Raw genomic sequence first — 17,802 nt, forward strand, 5'->3', positions numbered from 1 at the left:
TAATGGCAACACCAAGCGTTCAGCAACTCCCTTTAGCGGATATACATCTTCCTCAAGCTCCAAACTTTTGGCCTTTAGCATGGGGATGGTGGGTATTATTTGCCGTGGTGATTCTCGCTATTGCAGTTGTCGTCACTTTTATTAGGCGTAAAAAGCATGCTGATGCTGCACAAAAAGAAGCATTACAGAAACTGTCGCTAATAACAGCAGAACAAGGGTTACCCGCTCTCAATACGTTACTAAAACAAGCCGCGTTAAGTTATTACTCGCGCACCATTGTTGCACCATTAACAGGTGAGGCATGGTTGGCATTTTTAGATAATCAACTGCCCGTAAAATATAGTGGTTTTTCAGAACTTAAATCGGTATGGCTATCAGGTTCATTTTCAAATACGCCACTGAGTCATGATGACTTTCAACAATGTAAAACAATGGCAAACACATGGCTTAAACATGCTTTGCCGCCACGAAAACTACCCAGCATGACGCAAAAGGAGTCTTCAAATGTTTGAATTTGTATGGCTTTGGGCTTGGGCATTGTTGCCTTTAGCATGGCTCGTTTACCGTTTTAGTAAACCGGTTGTGCAACCTGCGGCAATTCAATTACCCAAATTACCCAGCGGCGTTGGTCAAAAACAGCCTCGCTCTATCATACGTAAAGTATTAATGGCTTTACTGTGGACTTGTCTTGTCTGTGCTGCGGCAAGACCGGTTTGGTACGGGAATCCTATCGAAATAAAACCAGAACACCGTGACATGTTATTAGCTGTCGATTTATCAGGCTCGATGTCAATTCCAGATATGGTGACTAAAAATGGGAAAAGTATTGATCGCTTAACCGCGGTAAAACATGTGTTATCGGATTTTATTGAAAAACGAAAAGGTGATCGCTTAGGTTTAGTCCTTTTCGCTGATCATGCTTACTTACAAACACCTCTTACATTTGACCGTAGGACGGTTGAACAACAGCTAGATCGTACTGTTTTAGGCTTAATTGGGCAAAGCACTGCAATTGGTGAAGGCTTAGGTATTGCGACAAAAACCTTTATTAACAGTAAAGCGCCACAACGGGTAATTATTTTATTAAGTGATGGTGCAAATACCTCTGGTGTAATTGATCCACTTGAAGCCGCTAAATTAGCCAAAGAAAGCGGTGTGAAAATCTATACCGTAGGTGTTGGTGCCGATCAAATGGTGCAACAAGGTTTCTTCGGTGATCGCATCGTCAATCCATCACAAGATCTTGATGAAAAGACTTTAACTGAAATCGCCAAGATGACGGGCGGTGAATATTTCCGAGCACGTAATCCACAACAGCTTGAGAAAATTTACGACATCATCAATAAACTTCAACCTGTCAATAACGCTCAGCAAACATGGCGTCCACGTGATGAGTTGTTCCGATATCCTTTAGCCATAGCATTACTACTTTCTGTCGTCATTGCTGTTATGAGGAGACGTCATGGCTAATTTTACTTTTATGCACCCTATGTGGTTTTTGGCACTTGTGCCATTAGTCTTTCTTTTACCTTGGCTTAAAACCAAGAAACAAACCACGGGGTTAATTGCGCCACACCTAGCAAAAAAATTAGGTATGGCTCAGCCTAAATCGACATCATGGCCCATTGCCATACTCACTTTGGGCTGGCTAATCGCTGTTATTGCGATGGCTGGTCCTAGTTGGCAAAAAGTAAAACTACCTGCTTATAACTTAAGTGGCGCACGCGTATTGGTAATGGATATGTCCCGCTCTATGTATGCGACCGATATAAAACCGAACCGTTTAACACAGGCGCGTTTTAAAGCGCTTGATATGTTACCGGGCTGGAAAGAAGGCAGTACGGGGTTAGTCACCTATGCGGGAGATGGCTATGAAGTCAGCCCGTTAACTGAAGATAGCCATACTTTAGCAAACTTGATCCCTAGCCTATCGCCAAAGATTATGCCAATTCCTGGTAGTAATGCCGCGGCAGGTATTGCTGAAGCGATAAAGTTACTTAAACAGGCTGGTAATAGTACGGGTGATATTATCTTAGTGACCGACGGTATGTCTAAGCAGGAATCAGCTAAAAGTTTAGCCGAATTAAAAGGTACTAAATATCGTGTCTCTATCTTAGCAATGGGCACAGTTGATGGAGCACCTGTTCCACTGCCTGATGGTCGATTATTAATGGATAATGGCTCTCCTGTTATTTCAAAAATTAACCTGAAAACACTAGAACCTATTGTTAAGCAAACTGGTGGTATTTTGCAGATGGTTCAACCGACAGATCAAGATGTTAATGCGATTGTCCACTTCACAGCAAAACCACAAGATAGCGGTAAAAAAGATCAACAAAAAGAACTGCAAGAACGTTTAAATGGCGGATTTTGGTTAGTTTTACCTTTGTTATTACTGGCATTACTGGGTTTCCGCCGTGGCGTTGTCATTGCCACTATGTTCTTCTTTTTACCTATTGATCATGCGCAAGCGAGCCCATGGGTAAATGCTGAGCAGCAAGCTTACCAAACTTATACCGATGGTAAATATAAGCAAGCGGCACAAGATTTTGAATCTCCGCAATGGAAAGGTATCGCTGAATATAAAGCAAAAAATTATGCACAAGCCATTGAAACCTTAAAACCATTACATGATTCAATGTCGCAGTACAACCTAGGTAATGCTTATGCACAAAGTGGGAAGTTACAGCAAGCAGTAGATACCTATGAAAAGCTACAGAAAGCCGATCCTAACTACCCCGATGTTAAGAAAAACCTCGATATAGTGAAGAAAGCACTGGAGCAACAAAAGAAACAACAGCAACAGAATCAGCAGAATCAGCAGAATCAGCAGAATCAGCAGAATCAGCAGAAGAGTGACAAGCAACAGCAGCAATCACAAGGCTCTAACAACAAAAATCAGAGCCAAGATAACAGCCAGCAGTCACAACAAAACCAAGATCAGCAGAAATCATCAGATAACAAACAATCTAATGATAAGCAGTCTTCACAATCGAAACAAAATGACCAAAAGCAGGATCAGAGCAACACGAGTAAACAGCAACAAGGTCAGTCTGATAAACAACAAGGGAAAGATCAGCAGCAATCTCAGCAAGCAGGTAGTGATAAACAATCACAGCCAGAAAAAGAGAAAACTGCCGAGCAAAAAGCGGCTGAACAACAACGTGCTGATGAAAATGCGAAACAAGCAGCAAAGCAACAGCAACAGCAACAGCAACAGCAACAGCAACAGCAACAGCAACAGCAACAGCAAGCAGAGTCAAAATCAGCCACTAAGTCAGAACAAGATAAAAACAAAGAAACAACCAACAACAATCAAGTACGAATGAGTGACCAAGCAGCAAAAGACGGGGATGTGCTTTCAGCCAGTAACCCTATTTTGAAAAAATTGGAACAAGTACCTGATGACACCAGTGGTTTGATCCGAGCTCAATTAATTTTGCAAGCGCAACAGAAAGAAGCGCAGCAAAAAACTGAGAACTCATGGTAATAGGACAATGAATAGATTTATGAATAAATTATTTTTTGGCAAAAAAGTAACGACACCATTGTTGTACATTGCTTTGTTTTTCAGTGCGCTACTATCAACCCAAGTGATGGCGGCACAAGCGGAAGCAACAGTGTCTAAAAATATTGTTGGTGTTAATGAGGTTTTCCAATTAACGGTTGCTGTCGATGATAGTGTGAATACCAATTCACTTGATCTTGCGCCATTAAGTCCTGATTTTGCTTATGGTCGTCCTAGCGTAAGTAGCGGGACTTCGATGATTAATGGGGTTATCTCACGTAATACTAGTTGGACAGTAGCACTAGCTGCAACCAAGGTTGGCACTCTTACTATCCCTGCGTTTCAAATTGGTAGCTCAAAAACCGAACCAATTACGATTACTGTTTTAAAAAGCAGTAAACAAACACAGGCAGCCAATGCGAAGCAATCATCTATTTCCATTGAAGGTATTAACGATAAATCAACCATCTATGTGGGCGAATCAATTAATTATCGGGTGCGTATCTTAATTGGCGAGCAAATGGATCAAGCGACTTTAGCACCACCTTATGGTGATGGACTAACAGCAACGCAAGTTGGGCAAGATGCTCAAAACGAAGTTGTTCAAAATGGACGTCGCTATATTGTGATCACCCGCAATTACCAGATCACAGCAGATAAGCCAGGGAATATTACCTTACATGGTGCGAAATTCAGCGGTAGCGTGATTAAAGGGAGTCGTGGCTTCGGCTCAACATTAACAGTGCCAGTGGATAAAACAGCAAAAAATATTGAACTAACAATTAAAGCAAAACCAAGTAACTATAAAGGTTTATGGCTACCAACCTCTGATTTGCAACTCAATCAGGTATGGCAACCATCGGTCAATGGTAAAACAACCGTAGATGCAAAAGTAGGCGAGCCTATTACACGTATTTTAACCTTACGTATTAAAAATATTGCCCAAAGTAATATGCCGAATATCAGCTTAACGTATCCAACATCGGTAAGAAGTTATGATGAGAAACCTGAATATTCAGAAGGGAATGGCTATACAACAATGACGTTAAAGCAAGTCATCATTCCTCGTGAAACAGGCACGATTGAATTACCTGCGGTTAGCATTAATTGGTGGAATACCCAGCAAGAAAAGCAGCAAACCACAAAAGTTGATGGATTAACATTAAATGTAACGGTCGATCCCAATGCAGGCAATACAATTACGCCACCAGCATTAACAACCCCATCCGTTGTTACGCCTCAACATAGCGCTAATACTAACAATGCGGGTAATAATGTAGCACAACATGACTACTGGCAATGGGCGACAGCAGTATTTGCCTTACTTTGGTTAATAACACTAGGACTATTAATTAAAGCCCGTAAAGCGCAGCCTGCATCACATACCGAAATCGTGCTTCAATCAGGAACGACGAATGTAGAGCAAGCGTTGAAAGAAGCCATTACCAAACGTGAAACTGTACAAATTCAAACTTACTACCAACAATGGAAACAGCAGCAGCGTGAGAAACTCTCTGCCAATCCAGATCTAGCAGAACAATTAGATAATGCTGTCGCTGAAATTATGGCATCAACTTACAGCCAAGATCGCCAGCAATGGAATGATAAACGTATTATGCAATTGCTTAATCAAGCACAGCAACTGAAAGCAACTGCATCACGTGCATTATCTCTCTCAGACTTAGATCCTAAATAAATATATAAATTTAATAGCGACCTCAAAAACCTCTGTGGCAGATATAAATGCTGTAGCAGAGGTTTTATTTTCTTACATATTAAAGCATTTAATTCTTTCTGTTTTTTTGCATTTTCATCACGATTGGCATAACCACACAACATCCATTAACACACATTATACATTCACTGTCATTTATCGTTATCAAACAAGCTGTTTGTATGCCGATTCACCATGTTTTGATAAAAAAATGTTAAATATAACGTTATATTAATGTTGGTTAAAACCTTATAAAAAGATAACTGGCTATTTCAAACAGATCCTGTTAAAAAATGTTTCAGAAGCAAAATAAAAAGCTATTCACAGAATATAAAATGCAGGATGTTATATGAGTCAATCACAACCTTTTTTAGCCAGAGTGGCCAATGGTAGTTTAGTTATACAAATTATGGTCGGTATTGTTGCTGGTGTATTACTTGCAATACTATCACCATCATCAGCGATGAGTGTGAGTTTTCTTGGGGGGTTATTTGTTGCAGCGCTAAAAGCCGTTGCCCCTATTCTTGTTTTCATTTTGGTTGCTTCATCTATTGCCAACCAAAAGAAAGGCACTCATACCAACATGAAGCCAATTATCGTGTTGTATTTATTTGGCACCTTAATGGCGGCATTTACTGCTGTCGCGATGAGCTTTCTTTTCCCGACCACTTTAACGCTTGTTGCTAGTTCTAACTCAATTGCACCACCGGAAGGTATCGCTGAAGTCATTAGTTCCCTGCTATTTAAGATTGTTGATAATCCAGTTCATGCACTTATGAACGGTAACTTTATTGGGATTTTGGCATGGGCTATCGCGCTTGGTTTTGCGCTTCACCAAGCAAGCGATGCAACGAAACAAGTTTTCCATGACATGTCGAATGGCGTTACACTCATTGTTCGCTTTATTATTCGTTTAGCACCTATCGGTATTTTTGGCTTAGTCTCTGAAACCTTTGCTAAAACAGGCTTTGCAGCATTGGCGGGATACGCCCACTTATTAGGTGTACTATTAGGCTCAATGGCAATTCTTGCTTTTGTTATTAATCCAATCATTGTTTACGTAAAAACAGCTGAAAACCCTTACCCACTTGTTTTCCGTTGTGTACGTGAAAGTGGTATTACCGCTTTCTTCACTCGTAGCTCTGCCGCTAACATCCCAGTAAATATGAAACTTTGTAAAGATCTTAACCTGCATGAAGATACTTACTCTGTGTCTATCCCACTGGGCGCTACCATCAATATGGGGGGAGCGGCAATCACTATTACTGTATTAACCCTTGCAGCCGTTCATACCTTAGGTATTGAAGTCGATTTAGCAACAGCCGTTTTACTGAGTGTTGTTGCTGCGGTTTCGGCTTGTGGTGCATCAGGTGTCGCCGGTGGTTCACTACTGTTGATCCCTTTAGCTTCAAGCTTATTTGGTATCCCTAGTGAAGTAGCTATGCAGGTTGTTGCTGTTGGCTTTATTATTGGTGTGATTCAAGATTCAGCAGAAACGGCACTCAACAGTTCAACGGATGTGGTATTTACCGCTGCAGCATGTCGAGCAGCAGAGCGAAAAGAAGCGAAGGCGAAATTACAAAACTCATAATTACGACTTATATACTTAACCCAAATTATGGGTAAAAAAAGCGGCGATATCATTCTATTTATATAGATAATGATATCGCCGCTTTTTTATCACTATACTTAACTTAGTTATGCTTAACTTAATAAACGTTCGTTGCTTTACGTATCGCATTCGATGACTTATTAATGACCCCATTCACGACTTTACGCTTTTGGTTGCGTACTTTTTTTCAACACGCTTTTCTACATAAGTACCATCTTGAATTTCACTGATAGCACGTTGTGTATTATCAACTTTATTCTGGCCATTGCGTATCGAGTTCTGCGTTCCATGAATTGTATTTTGTACTTTATCTATAGAGTTATCGACACGATTTAACCCTTGAATTAGAGAATCGGCATGGGCCGTTGAGAGAGTCAATAAAGCAACCACTGGGATTAAAGTAAGGTAACGCTTACACATTCATATATTCCTTTAACATATTGAATTTATTGCACCTATCAATAGTAGCAACAGAGATTAAAATTTCAGACTAAAATGAAATAATAAAAAAAATCGACTATTGATTATTCCTGAAATGGATATCCCCTCCTTTCATATGGCTTTAAAATCAGTGAGTTACGCGTTAATAATTGGTTACATTTTAATAAGTAGAACTGATGATAATGATAGATTTTTTTAGTTGGTAACACCTTGTCTTTGCCCGATAAAATCTTCTGACAGCGACAGACGTTTACCAACGTCCTAGCATATTTTAGAACAGAGGGAGACAAGTCATGGCGCAGTATTCTTCCCATGCCGATATCTATACAATTGCAAGATCAGCCTTAACCAAAGCCAGTAAAAAGCTGGCCGATGATGGTTTTGACACCGATCTTTATTGTATCGATGGTCGTATTCGTTTGGTGATTGATAACAATCGACATCAACCTTATGAATACGCATTACAGCTCCATAAAAACACTGATAATGAACAAATTCATCTTGAGGTAATGATTAAAAACAATCAACAATCGTATTTAGTTGATGGGCTGTCTGAGCCTGAATTGATTGCCGATATTTTATCGCAATACAAACGGTATCGCGCTTAATAGTATCAATAAACATAGATAACTAAGCGTTATCTATGTTTATTTCTCGTTATCTCTTCGCTATTTATCACGTTACACACCCGCTTTTACCTATTCCTAATTTCTTGTCGCAAAAACATTCAACCCAATTTTTTTGCAACCACTATGCTTTTATCATTGCCTTCTGCAATCAACTACGCATGCTGCGTTTCATAGCTAGGTAGGTGTCGATGGTTGATAGTATCAATACCATGATTTTCGAGCTTTGCGCGATTGTGATTAGCGCTGCGGGCTTAGGGAGTTTGTTCCTCTTTGCCAAGCAACCGATCATCATCGCGTACATCGTTGCGGGTATTATTATTGGTCCTTATGGGCTCGGCATGATCAATAATGCTGAAGCGATGACCCAAATGGGGCATATTGGCGTCATTTTACTGCTTTTCTTACTTGGCCTAAACTTACAACCTCAACGCTTGCTGCGTCTGTTTAAAGAAAGTGCACTTATCACGCTTTGTTGCAGTCTATTCTTCTTCATTTGCACATTGCTTTTCGCATTAATGATCCAACTTCCTCTCAAAGATGCCATTATCACAGCGGCCGCAATGATGTTTTCTAGTACCGTTATTGGCCTTAAGTTAATTCCTACCACAACGCTTCACCACCAGAAAATGGGAGAAATAATGACCAGTATCTTGTTAATTCAAGATATTTTAGCCATTACTGTTTTACTACTGCTCAATATCGATACCGAGCAGCGTATCGACCTTGCTATCGTTTTGATATTCGCCAAGCTTCTCATTGTGATTGTAAGTGCATACTTCGCCGTTAAGCTCATGCTGCTTCCGCTAATGAAAAAGTTTGATGTTATTCAAGAATACAGTTTTGTCGCAACCCTAGCGTGGTGTTTCTGTTGGGCTGAAATCAGCCATCGTATTGGTCTATCGTACGAAACAGGAGCGTTTATCGCGGGTACATTGTTAGCCGTTAGCCCCATTTCCAATGTTATTTCTATTCACTTGAAACCATTGCGAGAGTTTTTTTTAATCCTGTTCTTTTTCGCTATTGGTGCGAACATTAACTTACTGGCCAGCGATATTTATACTTTATGGGGGATTTTATTTGGTGTAGTACTGATTCGTCTAAAGGCATGGGGATTTTATCGCGCTCTTATCATTTCAAACACAGAAGCTCCTATCAACAAAGAGTTGAGTGCAAGATTAAGCCAAGCCAGCGAGTTTTCTTTATTGCTCGCTTACACTGCCGTCGCTAATGGATTAATTTCAGAACAAGGAAAGACATTTATTCAGATCGTAACATTAACAACTTTCATTCTTTCAACCTATTGGATAGTGAGTCGTTACCCAACCCCTATATCGAATATTAATACGTTACGCCAAGACTAAAAAAGCCAGCTTCTTTATAATAAGAGAGCTGGCTTATTGTATATTGTAAGTAATTACTTACATTGACCACACATAGAATAGCTGAGACTTCATTCGAATGATGATCCCACGTACCACATCTAAGAAACCTAAGAAGCTAATCGGCTTTTCTGCGCTGATCCAACCGATACCGACCGATCCGACAGGAATATCATAACCTTCCGTTTCAAGTACTTTCAGGCGGACGAAGTGATGTTTATTTGCCATATTCGCCCCCGTTGTTTGACGCACATTGGTTTCTCGACCAATCAAGTTACCTTGTGATTCACCCGTCGCTTCAACAATACCTTCCACTTCAGCGGTAAACACCTTTCCAGGGTAAACTGCCGTTGCAAATTCAGCCAGTTGTCCCACTTTTACATTACGGATAGCCTGATGGTTAACTCGCATTAATACGTATTTTTCGTCGGTATACATTTGCATACGAGGTACAGAGCCGACAAACTGCCCTTCACGCATAATAAAGTTTGTTACATAACCATCTGCAGGCGCATATACTTTAGTATGATCTAAATCCCATTGTGCTTTTGCTACATTTTCATGCTGTGTATCAACATCAACTTCACGGCTATTCACGGCTAAACGTGACTTTTCTAATGCCAACTTCGCTTTCTTCACTGATATTTTTGCTTTTTCAATTTGTGAAGCAAGCATCACCTTTTGTGACTTAGCAACTTCTACAGCTGTCCGTTGCTCATCTAATTTACTTTGCGTAATCGTATGTTGTACGACTTTATTTTGCTTAATATAACGATTCAGCATTGCTTGTTTTAATTTATAATCTTCATTCGCGGCAACAAGCTGGTTTTGCGCGATCTCAATATCTTTATCTGCGGCGTGATAACTCGCTTGGGCCATATCAACATCTTCTTTAGCAATATCTAAAGCCACTTCTGCTGATGCTAAACTTGCTTGGGCTTTATTAAGCGCAATACGATAGGGTTCCGTATCAAGCTCATACACTAAATCCCCTTCTTTCACCTGACTATTTGGTGTAACGTGAATAGCCTTAACATGGCCATTAATTGTTGTTGCTGCAGGCCTTAACTGAATATGGGGTGACTGTACTAGTGAGCCTCCAGATAAATCCATCGGTGCGAACGTAATTAACCCGTACCATACAAACACTAGCCAACTACCACCGCCAATATACGCAAAAGCCTTAGTAAACTTATTCCATGGCATACCCACCAAACGAAGCAGATAAATAAATAGCGCCCATACTGCTAAACCTTCAAGCATTCGTCTGCTCCTCTTTTGTTGGTGGCGCTAAAGATGAATCATTATCTACACCATTCGTTTTTGTATTAGGACTATCGCCATGCCAGATATCACGTAATCGCTTCAGTGCTTGCTCTCCATCAACGAACGCAATAATCACGGCAAGAACCCATACCCAATGCCAGATAAAGCCTATCCAAGTTAATGCTGTAATTAATCCTATTTGGTGATGTTGACTACTTGATGCTTTATGAATAGGTAATTCATGTAGTTTCCAAAAACCAATGCCAATAGCTGCAATTGTGCCAATCAAGACAACACCTGCAACAATATGTAATACCATATCTATGTTCGTGCCAGTGAAAGGCATACTAAATAAACTCATTAAATTCTCCGGTCATTTAGTCATTATTCTTATTTAACGGATTAGCGTTATTAATTGAGTTCATTGTGAGTAATTTTGTGTATCGAGAAATAAAAACGGGCTGAAAGCATCATTTATTACTACTATTTGATATATTCTATCCATTACATACTTTTTGTCGGTCTGCTAACATGTTAGATATTGCTTTTATAAGAACCTTATTTATCAAGCCTCTCAATAGTGCACTCATAAAGCATTACGACCTTTCATTCAGCCACCTTGAAGTGCCAGATTTATTGCTTAAAGAAAGCATGTCGCTGCTCCCTTTTAATGATTATTTGGCTTGGTTAGAACGTATTGAACAACTCACCGATGACTCCGCTTATATGGTAAAGCTGGCTAAAGAGATAACATTTGAACAAATGGGAGGATTAGGAGAATGGTATTTAAGTTGCCCCGATTTGCCATTAGCACTGAGACGAATCAACTATGGCTTATCATGCTTGCAAAGTGGTGCGTCATACCACAGCGAACTCTCGGGCAATATCTTAAAATGGACTTATCACAACCCTTACTCTAAAGGACGAGGAGGGCTGCATGATAATTTGCGGGTAGCTATCTTATTTGTTCAAACAATTCGTGAGTATTTGGGTGACGACTTCACTCCATTAAAGATCCAACTAAATGCCACTGAAACCCACAACTCAGCTATCAATGATTATTTTCAATGCCCTATTCGCTGGAACGCACATTCAACCCAAGTTTGGCTGCCTATGTCAGTATTAGAGCATGTCGATAATCGTGTGCTTAAATTCAAAAAACCCATGTTAATGTCAAATTTACAACTTGATGATTTTTTAAACATGCCACAACCGACTGATACCGCAAAATTAATGTTTGAGTTGATCAATTATTCACGCTACTACCAGTACCCTAATCTCGATTTTATTGCACAACGTTTAGACTTATCAAAGCAACAGCTGCAACGACGATTGCACCGCTTTGGCTGGACATTCACCGATACCACTAACTATGTATTATGTAACATTGCAATAAAGTACATGCAACGCGGGCTGCCCATAACAGAGATCGCGGCAAATTTAAGTTATAAAAATGTCCAAAGCTTTAACAAAGCCTTTCAAAGAAATCGAGGGGTAACACCAATACAATATCAGCAGCGTTTACTAGAAAAACAAAAATCATAAATAGCAGATACAAAAAAGCGTTAAATAACTCAGTTATTTAACGCTTTTTTCAATTTTAATCATTAATTTAAGCGACAGCTTGTGCAGTTATATCCGTGCCATCGGCTGTAACGTTAATCACTTTATCTCGGATTGTCGACATCAACACGATAGGCCCCATCATATTGACACGCAACGGTGTTCCGCCTAAACCATAGTGTATTTCAGAAGAATCAGATGATGAGTAGTTATATTTGTAGTTAAATTTATCGCACGCCATATGCAACAAATCAAAATCTTTACGATGACAAGAAATATAAGCACGCCAATACATTGCATCAATGATCTCTTCAGGCTGCTCTGCCCGAATGATGAAACGCCAACTTCCATCTTCCCCGTAAAAATCGAGAGGAAAAATTTTCCTTACCTTTCTTTTCTTCAACAAATTAAACCTTCCCACAACCCTTCGTAGAAAAAGATAGCTTTACAAACTGGCCACCTTTTAAGAATAGCTTCTCATTTTAAAGATACGAATTATTTCAAATTTTATTTTTATCAGTACAAACTACGCAGGAAATTATGCAAGGATTTACCAAGAATGGAAGCGAAAAGTTTATAAAAAGTATTACTTTGATAGTAAATCAGGCTAGTTTTATCTTCATTTATCGTCACAAATACACATTTATTTACATTTACAGGCTTGTTTTTGAAAATTTGCTTCCTATAATGTTGAAAACCGGAGCGTCTGACAACGCTCCGGTTTTTTTGTGCCTGCTCACTAGGCGAAAATGTTTACCTGCCAGTAACGATTTCGTTGAGCAGCATTCGATAAGATAAGTTTAAGGAATAACCATGCGTATCGAACAAGACTTGAAATTGGGCTTTAAAGATGTACTGTTTCGTCCAAAACGTTCAACCTTAAAAAGTCGCTCTCAAGTTGAATTAACCCGCGATTTTACATTCAAACATAGTGGTCGTCAATGGTCTGGCGTACCCATTATTGCTGCAAACATGGACTCTGTTGGTAGCTTTGAAATGGTTAAATCCTTATCAAAACACAATGTGATGACAGCAGTTCATAAACACTATACGGTAGAGCAATGGGCTGACTTTATTAACAGCAACGACGCTTCTGTTCTGAATAATGCCATGGTTTCTACTGGCACTTCTGACGCTGATTTCCAAAAAACCAAAGACATCATGGCTATGACAGATGATTTAATCTTCATTTGTATTGATATTGCTAATGGCTACTCTGAACACCTTGTTGAGTATGTTGAAAAAGTACGTGCGGCATTCCCAGATAAAGTGATCAGTGCTGGTAACGTTGTAACAGGTGATATGGTTGAGGAACTGATTCTTGCAGGTGCTGATATTGTTAAAGTGGGTATTGGCCCAGGTTCAGTATGTACAACACGTGTGAAAACGGGTGTCGGCTACCCTCAACTATCCGCTATTATTGAGTGTGCAGATGCTGCGCACGGCCTAGGTGGCCGTATCATTGGTGACGGTGGTTGTTCATGTGCTGGCGACGTATCAAAAGCATTTGGTGGCGGTGCTGATTTCGTTATGCTTGGTGGTATGTTAGCGGCGCACGATGAAAGCGGCGGCGAACTTATCGAGCAAGATGGCAAAACATTTATGAAGTTCTACGGTATGTCTAGCCAAAGTGCAATGGACAAGCACTCAGGTGGCGTGGCGAAATACCGTGCAGCAGAAGGTAAAACTGTACTGCTTCCTTACCGTGGCCCTGTTGAAAATACAATCCAAGATATTATGGGTGGTGTTCGCTCAACATGTACTTATGTCGGTGCTGCGCAGCTTAAAGAGCTAACTAAGCGTACGACATTTATTCGAGTACAAGAGCAAGAAAACAACGTTTACGGTAAAGAGTAAGTTATTGATTTTATATTTAAAAAATAGAAAGTCATAATTTGATATAGCCTTTTTCTTCGCGACTTCCGTGTTTGAAGAAGGCTTTATTCTTTCCCATAGTTACTCATTAATACTCCTCGCGTTAGTAGAGAAGACGCCTCTCTAAATAACACAACCACAACCGTCCTAGCAGCTATCTGCTCACAATAACTTTCCTGAATCAACGCTGAATGAGCCATTTACCTAACTTATCTTAGGGCAAATCTAATGTTGCAATAGCGCTAGTTGATGTTCTATGAGCTCAAGCGTAACATGCGCACACCATCATTTGAGAGGACACCACTTTGAACACTCCCAGTCGATACTGGAATAATATTTTTCCTCGTTAATCTGTCCTCCCCTGCTTTTGCGTGTGAGTTGACAACGTTTAACTGTCAGCATACGCAGCCCTATTGTTCGTTGCTTTTGTTTAAATCTTATTCCACCAGTTTGTATTGGTAGAAGCTCTGTTTATCTTGCTTCAAATTGTGTTTTAATGTGTTGTTAATATCATCACCATTCGCGGAGATATAAACATGCTAAACGCATTTAAATTGAACGATTTCCGTTTACAACGTTTGAATTTAGAAGATAAAGATCCAATCTCATCAGCATTATGGGTTGATCTTATCGAACCCAATGAAGAAGAACGAGATCGCGTTCAAATAGAACTAGGTCAAGAGTTAGCAACTCGCCCTGAACTAGAAGATATTGAGGCTAGTGCGCGCTTTTTTGAAGATGAAGACGGTCTTCATATTCACTCTTTCTTCTATTATGAGGATGCTGAAGATTATGCCACTAACTCAACAGTGGCTTTTACCATCCGTGATGGTCGCTTATTTACCTTACGTGAGCGTGAATTACCTGCATTTCGTCTTTACCGAATGCGAGCACGTACTCAACATTTACAACAAGGTAGTGCTTATGAGTTGCTGTTAGATCTATTTGAAACAAAAATTGAGCAACTGGCTGATGTTATTGAAGACATTTACAGCGCGTTAGAGTCAATTGGTAAGGTCATTTTAGGTGGTAAACCGGGTGAGCATTTTGACAAAGCCTTATCTAGTCTTGCAGAGCAAGAAGATGCAGGATGGAAGATTCGTTTATGTCTTATGGATACTCAGCGCGCACTAAGCTTTTTAGTAAGAAAAGCGCGTTTACCAGCAAGTGAGTTAGAGCAAGCACGCGAAGTATTACGCGATATTGAATCTCTATTGCCCTACAATGAATCTTTATTCCAAAAGGTTAACTTCCTGATGGATGCGGCTATGGGTTTCATTAATATTGAGCAAAACCGAATTATTAAAATATTTTCGGTGGTATCAGTAATTTTTCTTCCGCCAACATTAGTTGCATCTAGCTATGGTATGAACTTTAAGTTTATGCCTGAACTTCATTGGGAGCTCGGTTATCCTTATGCGCTATTGCTCATGCTACTGGCAGGTTTTGCACCTTACCTCTACTTTAAACGTAAAGGTTGGTTATAATATCCCTTTTTATAGCGTCTTCTTGCTATAAAGAAAAAGCCCACAGCTGAAATTCATCATCACTGTGGGCTTTGTTATTTACTTTTGGATCCTAATTAATTAGGAATAATGTCACCATTCACGCCCGTTGCCTGTACATTGAAATTATCTTCAACACACAGCTCGTAATCGCCAGCATTCCATGCACTGTAAGCGGTTTGATAACCCACTAACTTACATTTGAAGCTAGCATTACTTGGAGTATTCGCATCCCAGCTCCAATCTTTGTCCCAGTACACTTCTAGTGCTCCTGCACCGCTCGTATTAAACGGTTTCATATCAGCGCAATCTAACTTCTCGCCTGAGATATCAAGATTTAAGTAATTAGTGATTTCTTTATAATAAGCAATACGCGCTTTAGCTTGTGGTGTTGTCGATCCTTTCGTACATTCAAAGGCACCGTTAATGATTTGAATCGTGGCGCCAAAGCCATGCTCAATACCGTTGGCTTTGTCTGCTGCATTTGGCTGCCACGTACCATCAATAACATGTAACATACTCGGCTTTGGTGGTTGTGGATAGACATAAAAGAAAACTGCAGACGCAAGATTTAACCATGTATCAGCCACCAGCTCTGGTTTTTCTAACAGCACCATTTTGTCGTCAAACATAGCCTCAGAGAAAGGTCCGTAGTTATAGTTCCAACTTAACTGTTTTGCTCCACGTCCAAAGTAACTCTTATTTGCACAAGGCCAGCGATCACCAGCCCACCCAGTACATTTATTGTAAGGGCCTGTGGTATCACTTTCTGACTTGTTAATTTCACGCACATAATACAAACCTTGACGCCACTCAGGATTACCTAATGCTCCTTCCCAGTTTGGCGCATGAGCCCCCGTTTCTTGTACAAAATGAGCAAACATAGTGGCAAGTGAACGCTTACAGATCGCTAAAGAGTCTCGACCATCATTATAGGTACGGCAAAACGCAGGGAATTTTGCAATCGCTTGAAGGAAACGATTATAGGTATAAGCTTGATTGCGGATCGGGAACAAGAACTCCCATAATGCTTCATTTACAATCGACTCTGCTCGTTTTACGTTTTCAGGATTCGCTGCACGCAATGGTAATACCGCTTCTACTGATACGTTATCTAACGTTACAGTATCTGAACGTACTCGATCGAATAACTCACCACTGGTTAGGCTTTGTTCAATTGCAATAAACTCAGCACGTGGAATTAAGTATCCTCCGTTACCATCAGAGGTTACTGTCATGGTTGTTGGTATATCAATAGCCGGGCAATCTTCAACCTTAGTTGCAGTTGTGCCATCAGGACACGTCACAGGTATGACAGGGCACTGTGCAATATCATCAACTTGGCTACCATCTTCACAGACCACTTTTTCTGGCGGACAAAACTCAACAGAATCAGCAGAATTTCCATCAGAACACACCACAGGCGGAGCAACTGGACACTCATCTACCGTTGCTGCGTTGCTGCCATCAGGACATTCAACAGGCGGTATCACACATTGATTTTCAATTAATACTTCAGGTAACTCACAAGTAATTGGTGGCTCAACAGTGCCACAACTTGTTTGAGCCCAGAACCATGAACTGGCTTTTGGTGCTTCCCATACCCCAGGGTTATTTTGCGCAATAAAACACTGTCGTTGATAAGAAACAATATCACCATTAGCTACACGAGTTTCACCTAACACAAAAGTGGTAATATCAGAAGGTATGTCTGTTGTTGGTAGCTCTGGGTCTATGACGGGTGGCTCAGTAACAGGAAGTTCGACAACAGGAGGCGCGACAGGCGGTTCAACGGTATCACTTGAGCAGATTACCGGCACCCAAAACCATGAACCTGATTTTGGTGCTTCCCACGTTCCCGGGTTATTTTTTGCGGTGTAACATTCCCCTTTAAAAGAGACAATATCGCCATTAGTGACTTTCGTAACACCAAGCTCAAAAGGGATTTCTTTAGCAGAAACATGGGTGGCAAATAGCCCTATTGCAGCTGATAGGTATAAAGCAATTGAAGCGACTTTATTTGCTGGTTTAATTCTCAGCATTTTATCATCCTTGATTTGGAAGTTTACAAGATGACAAAATAAATGATGATGAATAATGAGAGCTATGTTTAAACCCTCAACCTCTATTTCTCAACTTGTTATTTTATCGTGGATATACTTTTTCAGTATTGCGAGCGCATTTTTACATCGCAACCAAACCCACAATTTTTAGAGAAATAACACAAGTGGTAAGACAAAATAACAAGAGAGCTATCAATAATTACATCAAAGTTGCAACCTGTGCCAAATTTATGACGCTATACATCAT

At 40.2% G+C, this 17,802-nt stretch carries 15 protein-coding genes; 10 read left to right on the forward strand and 5 right to left on the reverse strand.

Going from position 1 to position 17,802, the window contains the following annotated elements:
- Positions 1-2: 2 nt before the first annotated feature.
- The 5 genes from C9J38_RS10255 (at position 3) to sstT (ending at position 6,813) form a co-directional block, all read left to right on the forward strand.
- Positions 3-512, forward strand: coding sequence for a DUF4381 domain-containing protein (locus C9J38_RS10255; protein ID WP_107207001.1), 510 nt, complete (start codon positions 3-5; stop codon positions 510-512).
- Complete coding sequence (locus tag C9J38_RS10260) at positions 505-1,470, forward strand: VWA domain-containing protein (protein WP_107207002.1); 966 nt, start codon at positions 505-507, stop codon at positions 1,468-1,470. Before C9J38_RS10255 ends, C9J38_RS10260 begins: the two co-directional genes overlap by 8 nt.
- Positions 1,463-3,490, forward strand: a complete 2,028-nt coding sequence (locus C9J38_RS10265) for a VWA domain-containing protein (protein WP_107207003.1) — start codon at positions 1,463-1,465, stop codon at positions 3,488-3,490. Before C9J38_RS10260 ends, C9J38_RS10265 begins: the two co-directional genes overlap by 8 nt.
- Positions 3,491-3,509: 19 nt before the next feature.
- Positions 3,510-5,204: a BatD family protein gene (locus C9J38_RS10270; protein ID WP_107207004.1), complete on the forward strand. Its 1,695-nt coding sequence runs from the start codon at positions 3,510-3,512 to the stop codon at positions 5,202-5,204.
- Between the two features lie 367 nt (positions 5,205-5,571).
- A complete protein-coding gene (gene sstT / locus C9J38_RS10275) occupies positions 5,572-6,813 on the forward strand; it encodes a serine/threonine transporter SstT (protein ID WP_107207005.1) in 1,242 nt (413 codons plus the stop codon).
- A gap of 174 nt (positions 6,814-6,987) precedes the next feature.
- Here sstT and C9J38_RS10280 read toward each other — a convergent pair whose 3' ends face one another.
- Positions 6,988-7,254: a hypothetical protein gene (locus C9J38_RS10280; protein WP_233218495.1), complete on the reverse strand. Its 267-nt coding sequence runs from the start codon at positions 7,252-7,254 to the stop codon at positions 6,988-6,990.
- Positions 7,255-7,568: 314 nt separating this feature from the next.
- On the opposite strand from C9J38_RS10280, the gene C9J38_RS10285 reads away from it, so the two are divergent.
- Both C9J38_RS10285 and C9J38_RS10290 read left to right on the forward strand, forming a co-directional pair.
- Positions 7,569-7,883 carry a hypothetical protein gene (locus tag C9J38_RS10285; protein WP_105061871.1) on the forward strand — a complete coding sequence of 105 codons (315 nt, stop codon included), beginning with the start codon at positions 7,569-7,571 and terminating at the stop codon, positions 7,881-7,883.
- Positions 7,884-8,092: 209 nt separating this feature from the next.
- The gene (locus C9J38_RS10290) at positions 8,093-9,265 is read left to right on the forward strand and encodes a cation:proton antiporter (protein ID WP_107207006.1); all 1,173 of its coding nucleotides are present in this window, start codon (positions 8,093-8,095) and stop codon (positions 9,263-9,265) included.
- 57 nt (positions 9,266-9,322) lie between these two features.
- Here C9J38_RS10290 and C9J38_RS10295 read toward each other — a convergent pair whose 3' ends face one another.
- Complete coding sequence (locus C9J38_RS10295; RefSeq protein WP_107207007.1) at positions 9,323-10,546, reverse strand: HlyD family secretion protein; 1,224 nt, start codon at positions 10,544-10,546, stop codon at positions 9,323-9,325.
- Positions 10,539-10,910, reverse strand: a complete 372-nt coding sequence (locus C9J38_RS10300; protein ID WP_107207008.1) for an MFS transporter — start codon at positions 10,908-10,910, stop codon at positions 10,539-10,541. The genes C9J38_RS10295 and C9J38_RS10300 overlap by 8 nt, the downstream gene beginning before the upstream one ends.
- 170 nt (positions 10,911-11,080) lie before the next feature.
- Between C9J38_RS10300 and C9J38_RS10305 the strand changes: the two genes are divergently transcribed.
- A complete protein-coding gene (locus tag C9J38_RS10305) occupies positions 11,081-12,094 on the forward strand; it encodes an AraC family transcriptional regulator (RefSeq protein WP_107207009.1) in 1,014 nt (337 codons plus the stop codon).
- A gap of 67 nt (positions 12,095-12,161) precedes the next feature.
- Here C9J38_RS10305 and C9J38_RS10310 read toward each other — a convergent pair whose 3' ends face one another.
- Positions 12,162-12,515, reverse strand: a complete 354-nt coding sequence (locus C9J38_RS10310; RefSeq protein WP_107207010.1) for a hypothetical protein — start codon at positions 12,513-12,515, stop codon at positions 12,162-12,164.
- 410 nt (positions 12,516-12,925) lie between these two features.
- Here C9J38_RS10310 and C9J38_RS10320 point away from each other — a divergent pair, with 410 nt between their 5' ends.
- Complete coding sequence (locus C9J38_RS10320) at positions 12,926-13,969, forward strand: GMP reductase (RefSeq protein WP_107207012.1); 1,044 nt, start codon at positions 12,926-12,928, stop codon at positions 13,967-13,969.
- A gap of 554 nt (positions 13,970-14,523) precedes the next feature.
- Positions 14,524-15,474, forward strand: a complete 951-nt coding sequence (gene corA / locus C9J38_RS10325; protein ID WP_107207013.1) for a magnesium/cobalt transporter CorA — start codon at positions 14,524-14,526, stop codon at positions 15,472-15,474.
- Between the two features lie 95 nt (positions 15,475-15,569).
- On the opposite strand, the gene C9J38_RS22015 is transcribed toward corA, so the two are convergent.
- The gene (locus C9J38_RS22015; RefSeq protein WP_233218496.1) at positions 15,570-17,534 is read right to left on the reverse strand and encodes a chitinase; all 1,965 of its coding nucleotides are present in this window, start codon (positions 17,532-17,534) and stop codon (positions 15,570-15,572) included.
- Between the last annotated feature and the right edge of the window lie 268 nt (positions 17,535-17,802).

The organism is Photobacterium sp. GB-210, from assembly GCF_003026075.1.
Lineage (GTDB): Bacteria > Pseudomonadota > Gammaproteobacteria > Enterobacterales > Vibrionaceae > Photobacterium.